Source organism: Mesorhizobium sp. M7A.F.Ca.MR.362.00.0.0 (genome assembly GCF_004023175.1).
In the GTDB taxonomy this organism is placed as follows: Bacteria; Pseudomonadota; Alphaproteobacteria; order Rhizobiales; family Rhizobiaceae; genus Mesorhizobium.
In genome coordinates, this window is the sequence record NZ_RZTF01000378.1 from 1 (window position 1) to 6,234 (window position 6,234).

At 62.5% G+C, this 6,234-nt stretch carries 6 protein-coding genes and 1 pseudogene; 1 reads left to right on the top strand and 6 read right to left on the bottom strand.

All coding sequences use genetic code 11. The features are described from left to right. Positions 1-852: glycine--tRNA ligase subunit alpha (locus tag EOC06_RS30485; protein WP_206631288.1), on the bottom strand; the 852-nt coding region annotated here is incomplete at its 3' end. 218 nt (positions 853-1,070) lie between these two features. Between EOC06_RS30485 and EOC06_RS30490 the strand changes: the two are divergent. After that, a pseudogene (locus EOC06_RS30490) lies at positions 1,071-1,531 on the top strand (N-acetyltransferase family protein). Between the two features lie 79 nt (positions 1,532-1,610). Here EOC06_RS30490 and EOC06_RS30495 read toward each other — a convergent pair. The 5 genes from EOC06_RS30495 to EOC06_RS30515 all read right to left on the bottom strand — a co-directional run bounded on the left by EOC06_RS30495 (position 1,611) and on the right by EOC06_RS30515 (position 6,141). Beyond that, complete coding sequence (locus EOC06_RS30495; RefSeq protein WP_128309539.1) at positions 1,611-3,386, bottom strand: tetratricopeptide repeat protein; 1,776 nt, start codon at positions 3,384-3,386, stop codon at positions 1,611-1,613. A gap of 257 nt (positions 3,387-3,643) precedes the next feature. Continuing rightward, positions 3,644-4,087 (bottom strand): DUF1284 domain-containing protein, encoded by a 444-nt coding sequence (locus tag EOC06_RS30500; RefSeq protein WP_127380641.1) that lies wholly within the window; start codon positions 4,085-4,087, stop codon positions 3,644-3,646. Next, positions 4,084-4,677 carry a biotin transporter BioY gene (locus EOC06_RS30505; RefSeq protein ID WP_127328424.1) on the bottom strand — a complete coding sequence of 198 codons (594 nt, stop codon included), beginning with the start codon at positions 4,675-4,677 and terminating at the stop codon, positions 4,084-4,086. Before EOC06_RS30505 ends, EOC06_RS30500 begins: the two co-directional genes overlap by 4 nt. A gap of 107 nt (positions 4,678-4,784) precedes the next feature. After that, the gene (locus tag EOC06_RS30510; protein ID WP_127272279.1) at positions 4,785-5,453 is read right to left on the bottom strand and encodes a GntR family transcriptional regulator; all 669 of its coding nucleotides are present in this window, start codon (positions 5,451-5,453) and stop codon (positions 4,785-4,787) included. 52 nt (positions 5,454-5,505) lie between these two features. Next, positions 5,506-6,141, bottom strand: coding sequence for a TetR/AcrR family transcriptional regulator (locus EOC06_RS30515; protein ID WP_128309538.1), 636 nt, complete (start codon positions 6,139-6,141; stop codon positions 5,506-5,508). Positions 6,142-6,234: the final 93 nt, after the last annotated feature.

The window sequence follows — 6,234 nt, forward strand, 5'->3', positions numbered from 1 at the left end:
GAATACATCGTCGTCGATCTGCCGCCGCTCGGACCGGTGGTCGACGCCAAGGCCTAGGTTGAAGACATGGCTGGCCTTGATGCACTGGTCGTAGGCCGGGAAAACCATGCGGTGCATCGGCAGATTGTCGTTCAATGCCGGCGCGCCGGCGTCGAGCAGCGCCTTGCACTCGGCCTCGGCGTCCTCGAAGTGGCGCAGAAGCATCGCCGTGTTGGCGTGTTCGAAGTTGTGGCGCGAATATTCCTGCTCGGCCTGCAGGAAGACATCGCCATAGGTGACCTTATCGGCGCCTTCGCGGCCGTTGAAATTGAGGTCGTAGACATTGTCGACGCCCTGCACATACATGGCCAGTCGCTCCAGCCCGTAGGTCAGTTCGCCGGCCACCGGCGCGCATTCGATACCGCAGACCTGCTGGAAATAGGTGAACTGCGAGACTTCCATGCCGTCGCACCAGCATTCCCAGCCGAGACCCCAGGCGCCCAGCGTCGGGCTTTCCCAATCGTCCTCGACGAAGCGGATGTCGTGCAGCAGCGGATCGACGCCGATCGCCGCCAGCGAGCCGAGATAGAGTTCCTGTAAATTGGGCGGGTTCGGCTTCAGGATCACCTGGTACTGGTAATAATGCTGCAACCGGTTCGGGTTCTCGCCATAACGCCCGTCCTTGGGACGACGCGAAGGCTGGACATAGGCAGCGTTCCAGCGTTTTGGGCCGAGCGCGCGCAGCGTCGTTGCCGGATGAAAGGTACCGGCGCCGACTTCCATGTCGTAGGGTTGCAGGATGACGCAGCCATAGGCCGCCCAATAGTTGTGCAAGGTCAGGATCAGCCCCTGGAACGAGCGGCTGGGATGCATATGGGCGGGGATTTCAATTGTCACGGGTGGCCTCGACAGCACAGGCTAGCTTGCCGGCACGTCCTAGAGACCCGGCAGCAAAGCGTCAAGCAAAGCACGCCGATGCAGCCGCGCCGACATTATGGACGATGTTGAAAGCTTTGCAGGGGCTGGCCCATTGCCCATCTCTGGGGCCTGCGCTCTGTTCGCCTGTGCAGCAACGACAACAGGTTTCAGCCATGCCCAGCCCGATCGTCATCCGCCCTGTCGCGCGACAGGATTTCGAGCAATGGCTGCCGCTGTGGGACGCTACAATGCATTTTATGGCCGCTCGGGCGAAACGGCCCTGCCGGGTGAGATCACCCAGATGACATGGTCTCGTTTCTTCGATGCCTATGAGCCGGTCCACGCGCTGGTGGCCGAAGGCGAGGGACAGCTTCTCGGCCTTGTGCACTATCTCTTCCATCGCAGCACCACGGCGATCGCGCCGAATTGCTATCTGCAGGACCTTTTCACCACGCAGGCCTCGCGTGGCAAAGGCATCGGACGGGCGCTGATCGAGGGCGTCTACGAGCGCGCGCAGGCGGCCGGCTCAGGCCGGGTATACTGGCTGACGCATGAGACCAATCACACGGCGATGAAGCTTTACGACAAGGTCGCCGAACACTCCGGCTTCGTCGTCTATCGCAAGCTCTTCTGAGGCAGCCAGCCGAATCCGGTTCAAACGAAAACGGGACTCCGAAAAGAGCCCCGTTCGCCTTGAATTCAAATGGCTGACGTCACCCCTTCGGGGCGGGCACCGGCTCTGGCTTGACCTTCGGAGTTTCCTGCGCCGTGTTGGACTCGATCGGCGGCAGGCCCTTCATCAGCTTCTGCTGCAATTTGGCCAGCACATCGGGATCCGGCTTCAGGTCGCGAGCCTGGTTCCACTGGAAGGTGGCTTCCAGCTTGCGGCCGACGCGCCAGTAGGCATCGCCGAGGTGATCGTTGAGAACCGGATCTTCCGGCTTCAGCGACACGGCGCGTTCCATTTCGCGCACCGCGTCATCGAACCTGCCGAGGCGGAAATAGGCCCAACCCAGCGAATCGACGATGTAACCGTCGCTCGGCCTGAGGTCGACGGCCTTTTGAATCATCGCCAGGCCTTCCTTGAGGTTCATGTTCATGTCGACCCAGGAATAGCCGAGATAGTTCAGCACCTGCGGCTGGTCGGGGAACAGTTCCAGCGCCTTGCGGAAGTTCGGCTCGGCCTTGGGCCATTCCTTCAGACGCTCATAAGCGATGCCGCGCTGGTAGAAGATGTTCCAGTTGGCCGCGGTCGGCGCCTTCAGCACCTCGACGGCCTTATCGTAGAGAGTGGCGGCCGAACGGAAATCGTCCTTCGAGGAGTAGACGCCGCCGAGCGCCAGATAGCCGCGCATGTCATTGGGATGGGCGTCGACCAAGGCTTTCAGATGGGTGATCGCCTCTTCGTGACGGTCCAGATCGGCAAGATTGAGGCCGAGTTGCAGGTCCGAAAGCTCCTTCAGCGGCGAAGCGGCGGGAATCCGGCGATAGAGCGCGATGGCACCTTCGCCGTCCTTCAATTGCTCGGACACGGCGGCGAGTTGCACCAGGGCAGCGTCGCTGTCAGGCTTCAAAGCAAGCGCATATTGCAGATAGAGGCGGACGAAGGGCTCGCCGCCGCCACGGTTGAGCGCGGTGGCGAGGTCGAGCAGGATTTCGGAGGCGCCATCGGATGGGCCGGCAACCAGCGGCGCAATCTTGTCGCCTTTTGCAATTCGGTCGCGCAAGGCGACGATTTCCAGCTTGCCCGGCGAAAACGCCTCGGCCTGGTCGAGCACCGACAGCGCCTTGGTCTTGTCGCCCTTGCGGACCAGGAACGAGGCGTAGGCCTGGGCGTTGCGCATCCAGGTTTCGGGAGCAGCACCGCCGGCGGCGGTATCCTGCATGGTCGCGGCATAGATCGCCTCGGCCTTGTCGGGCATGCCGGATGCATCAGCGATCAGGGCCCGGTGGAACGACTTGAACAGGCCGAACCAATCCGGCCCCTGCAGCTTGTCGATGGACGCCATCGCATCGGCAGGCTCGCCGGCGCCTTGCTGCGCCCAGCCGGACATAACCCCGGAGATCAACCGGTCGAGATCGGATTCCAGCGACAGCTTGAGCCAGTACTGCGCCTTGGTGAAATCCTTCTTGTGGAAAGAATCGACGGCGAGCGCCAAGCGCGAGAAACGCTCGACGTCAGGCACTTCCTTGAGCTTGTCGGCATAGACCAGGGATTCGTCGAAGCGCCCTTGCGCGATCAGCGACAGCATCAGGCTCTGCTGCAGACCGGTGTCGCTCGGGTCGAAGGCCAATGCTTGCTTGTAGTAGGCGATGGCGCTGTCGAGGTCGTTGTCGCCTTCGGCGATCCGGGCCGCCAGATAAGCGCCCGAAAACGACGTGATCTTGACCGGTTCGGTGGTTTGCTTGGCATAGGCCGGCAAAGCCGAGATCGCCATGCCGGTCACAATTGCCAGCCTTGTCAGCCAGCGCGCACGTCCTTGCCGCATCATATCCCTTTCAGCCAGGCGCCATCTCCGCATCAGCGGGATCGGCGTAGACTCGATCTTTCCAGGCAAAGCATGGCCTTTTTGGGGTCGCGCTTCAATCCGCCTCGAATTCACAATCCGGGCACCCGATTAACAAATCATGGCGACAGGCACCAGTTTTCCGGTCTTGAATTTCGGTGTTGGCCCTGCGCGGCGCCGAAGATATCGCAGATTCGACCCTTGAGCTCGGCTTCGACCGCTAAGGCTCGGGGCCAATATCAACCCTCGGCTGGCGCGGCGGACCGCTGCACCAGCGTGTCGCTATATCCACCGGCCGCTATCGTGCTGCACAGTTCGTTCCATTCGCAGCCGCCGCAGGCCTTGCGTACAAGGCCAGCCGAAAACGCCTGCCGCATCCGGGCCAAGGTCCCCGTGTCGAGATCGAGGTGGGTGCCGATCCGGATTGGCCGCGCCAGTAATTCCTCTACATCCAGCCCGGCGAGCCGGTCCCGCTCGACGACGCTCTCGTTGAGGCAGTGAGGTTCCGGCTCGTCGAGCAATGGAGCGCAGACATCGTCGGGGCCGGAAACGAGGAGGATGTCCTCGCCCCGGCTCAGGCGCTCCGCGACGCGATCATAATTGGCGGTGAAGGCGGGGCTGTATCCCTTGCCCACATAGGTGAGCAGGCAAAGGAGATGATGGGCGCGCAGCTTGATCGTCACGGATTGGCCGGCTTGGCCTTGCCGCCGGGAAGGGCCATGAGGGTCGCGGCACCCAGCGCTGACTTGAGCAAGCCGCCGACGATGAACGGCAGGAAGCCGAAGGTAACGGCCTGTTCGGCTCCAATCATGACGGCAAGCCATGCTGTGCCCAGCACAAGGCAGGCAAGGTTGCCAAGCAGCATGGCGACAAAGGCAAGCATCACCCTTTTGCCGTTCCAGCCGCGTTCTGCCAGCCAGCCGACCAAGGCGCCGACAAGCGGGAAGGCGAAGAGATAGCCACCCGTCGGCCCGACGAAATGCGCGGCACCCGCTGCCCCTCCGGACAGAACCGGAAAGCCGACCGCACCCTCGACCAGCCAGGCGACGATGGTGAGCGCGCCAAGCCGCCAGCCATAGAGCGCGCCGATCAGGGTCACGGCAAAGGTCTGCATGTTTACCGGGACCGGCACCATCGGCACCTCGATATAGGACGCCAGCGCCAGGAACAGGGTGCCAAGCACGACGGCTCCAACCTGCCAGGCAAGAGAACGATCCTGGAGCCGGAGCGGACTGAACGACGGCTTGCCGGGGGAGAATGCGACGTCTGTCATTGGGATTCCTTTGATCGATTGAAAATTATAGATAATTTCTCTTTCCGATCTATTATCGAATCCACACTTCCCTGGAGATTGCAAGCCCTGGCTTTGGCGGAGGCCGACTAACCTACGATGGCAAAAGCTTCGCGCGTCGTCCCGGAGGCCGTCCTGACCGGCTTGCGGCCAATCCATTGGACGTGCCGCCCCAGTGTGACGGCCGCGGATTCGGTGTTTCCCTGCCGCAAGGCGGAGAGGATCGCGCGATGGTCCTGATCGGTGCGCGTCTCCCACTCCGACCGCCATGCCGCGAACAGGAAACGGGCGCTTGCCGCGTGCAGATCGTCGATGGTCGCGAGCAGGCGCGGCATGCCGCATGGCGACAGGATCAAGCGGTGGAAGGCGCGGTTGGCCTCTTCCCACGACCTGACATCGCGGGACTTGTCGCCGGCCTTGGTCGCCTCCTCGGCGAGATCGAGAATGGCCGATGTCAGGTGCGGCGCGGCGTGGCGCAGCGCCAGCACTTCGAGTGCTGCCCGCATTTCGGCGACTTCCTTGACCTCGCCCAGATCAAAAGACGCCACACGCACGCCACGACGTGGCTCGCCGATGGCCAGCCCTTGCGCCTCGAGGCGGCGGAAGGCCTCGCGCACGGGAACATGGCTGGTTTGGAATTCCTCGGCGATATGATCCTGCCGAAGCCTGGCCCCCGGCTCGATCGCGCCGGAGATGATGCGGTCCGCCAGCACCTTGCTGATGCGCACCGCGATGGTGTCGTCTGTGCCCTTTGCCATGTTTATAGATAATTTGCGGCAGGGCAGCTTGTCGAGACGGCGGGATCGGGATTCACGGCTGCTTGGCGAAATGATGCTGAAATTCGGGGACGCCCGCCAGCCTTGCGTCCAGCGCCTGCATGGCGACGGTGATGAGATCATGCAGGCGCTTCTTCGGCACGCCGTCACGCGCCTGTACGGAAAGACCATGCATGAGCGTGGCATAGTAGTCGCCGAGCGCCCCGGCGTCCGTATCCGGCCTCAGTTCCCCGTCCCGAACGGCCTCGTTCAGCCGCTCCACAATCGATAGGGTGCGTGTCCGGCGGTGCTCCGCCAGCCACTCCTGCACGCGATCATTCTCGATCGCGCAATTGGTGGCGGCCGACACCACCATGCAGCCCTGCGGCCGCCCTGGCTGCGTATAGGTTTCGACGGCTTCGCGCAGCATCCGCTCGATGGCCCGCCGCGCGGTCGTCTCGCCAGCGAAGGCACGAGTGGCGAAACCGCCCTCATTGGCCTCGTAGAGCCCGACCGCTTCCCGAAACAGATCCTCCTTCGAGCCAAAGGCCGCGTAGATGCGCGCCGAGGCGATGCCCAGGGCCGAAACCAGATCGGCCATCGATGTGCCTTCGTATCCGCGTGTCCAGAAGGCGTCTCGCGCCTTCTCCAGTGCCTTGTCGCGATCGAACTCCCTCGGTCTTCCCGCCATCGCCATCTCCATTTTTTTGTCGATCGACAAATAATCCGCTTGACTCCGGAATGCAAATTCTAATTCTTTGTTGATCGATAAAGAATCAAAAGG